This is a genomic window from Mesorhizobium sp. M2C.T.Ca.TU.002.02.1.1, from assembly GCF_003997225.1.
Map to the genome: position 1 here is coordinate 1 of NZ_RZTO01001038.1, position 1,858 is coordinate 1,858.

2 protein-coding genes are annotated in these 1,858 nt (G+C 61.3%); both read right to left on the minus strand.

Annotated features, from left to right (window positions below; all coding sequences use genetic code 11):
* Positions 1-443: branched-chain amino acid ABC transporter permease (locus tag EOD07_RS33025; RefSeq protein ID WP_164772778.1), on the minus strand; the 443-nt coding region annotated here is incomplete at its 3' end.
* A gap of 78 nt (positions 444-521) precedes the next feature.
* Positions 522-1,724: an ABC transporter substrate-binding protein gene (locus tag EOD07_RS33030; protein ID WP_127238216.1), complete on the minus strand. Its 1,203-nt coding sequence runs from the start codon at positions 1,722-1,724 to the stop codon at positions 522-524.
* Between the last annotated feature and the right edge of the window lie 134 nt (positions 1,725-1,858).

The window sequence follows — 1,858 nt, forward strand, 5'->3', positions numbered from 1 at the left end:
ACGATCGCCAGCGCGCCGACGACGATGCGATCGTAGGGCATGATGATGCCGGCATCGTTGAAGACACCCTTGACGATCTTGGGAACGCCGCGCTGCTTCTCGCCGAACAGGAGCAGGATGACGGCGTCGAAGAAGAAAGCCGTCGCGGCCGCGAGCAGCATCGTGCTCTCCTCGCGGTGGCTGCGCCGGATGACGGTGCGGAAGAGGAATTTCTCCATCAGCGCGCCAATGACGGCGAGCGTGACGCCGGAGGCGAGCAGCGCCACCACGAAAGGCAAACCGAGCTGGCCGTAGACGGTGTAGGTGATGAACCCGCCCAGCACATACATCTGGCCGTGGGCGAAATTGAGCACGTTCATCAGGGCGAAGATCAGGGTTAGCCCGAGCGCGATCAGCGCGTATTGGGCACCGAGATACAATCCGTTGGCGATGACCTGTTCCATGGATACCTTCGATCTTCCGCGAGGTCCGGCCTATCGGACCTCGCGGCAAGCTGGAGGAAGTGACGCTCGAAGGTAACGCTAGTCAACGGAGCCGACGAAGAGGGTCTGGAAAGCGCCGTCCTTGTATTCGTTGACCACCATTGGCACCGAAAGCTGGCGCTTCTGACCGAAGGACGTCGTGCCGACATAGCTGAGCTTCGCGTCGCCCTTGAGGAAGGGATTGGGCGCCGAGAAGCTGTCCATGGTCTTCTTGAATTCGGCCACGTCGTTGATGGCCGCCGGATCGGCCTTCAAGGTCTCGATGATGTATTCGAGCGCATAGACCTTGGTGTTGGACTCGTCGTTGTATTCGCCGAACATCTTGGTGTAGCGGGCGACGAATTCCTTCATGGCGTCCGAGGCGATCTCCGGCGTCGAGGCGCCGCCGACGGAGATGAAGCCGTTGGCATATTCGCCTGCGCCCTCTTCCAGGACCTTGGCGTCCTGCGCGGTTTCCGTCGAGATCAGGCCTTCATAACCGAGCTCGCGGGCGGCGCGGATGAGCAGCGGCGCGTTGGCCGGCGCCACGCCCGACAGGACGAGCAGGTCGGGCTTCAAGGCGACGATCGGCGTCAGCACCGGCGTGAAGTCGCGGGTGTCGTTCTGGTAGGTGTCGTTCTGGGCGACGATCTCCAGGCCGAGCGCCTTTGCCGCCTCGACGCCGCTGTCGCGCTGGCTGAGCGGATCGGATTCATTGGCCGCGACGAAGGCGATCTTCTTCACGCCTTTGTTTTCCTTGAGATATTTGTAGATCGCCGGGCCGGACTGGTAGTTGGCGATCATACCGAGCACGGCATTGGAGGCCGGCTTCTGATAGAGCGCCTTGGGGAAGGCGTAGGGGAAATAAATGATGCCGTTGGCTTCGGCGACGGGGCGCACCGCGGCGGCGCCGTCATCTACATTCGGGCCGACGACATAGTGGACGCCTTCCTGCGCCATCTTCTCCATGCCGGCGATGGCGCGCTTGGGGTCCTTCTGGTCGTCGAAGGTGACGATGTTGATGTTGTAGGTGTCGTTGCCGATCTTGACGCCACCGGTCTCGTTGATCCAGGCGGCGCGGGTCTGCATCGAGCGCACGTTCGAGGTGCCCCAGGCGGCGGCGGGGCCGCTGGTGACGCCGACGAAGCCGATCTTCAGTTCCTTGTTTTCAGCCTGCGCGGGCGAAATGCCGAGAGCGGCAAGCGCCAGGGTCGAGACGGCGCCGAGCGCCATTGATTTCAGAGTCGAGCGACGGTTGATCATAGCTTCAGTTCCCCTTGGTTATCGCGCTTTGTGTTTTGCTCGTAGGCTGCGCGTATAGCGTAAGGGAAACCGGCTGCGAGAGATTGTCAACATCTTTCTTTGGTATTGTATACAATATTTGAGCCGAATGTGTG

What these genes read in the sequence shown, in the direction of transcription:
- EOD07_RS33030 (WP_127238216.1), bottom strand. Translation starts at nt 1,724, where the DNA reads ATGATCAACCGTCGCTCGACTCTGAAATCAATGGCGCTCGGCGCCGTC.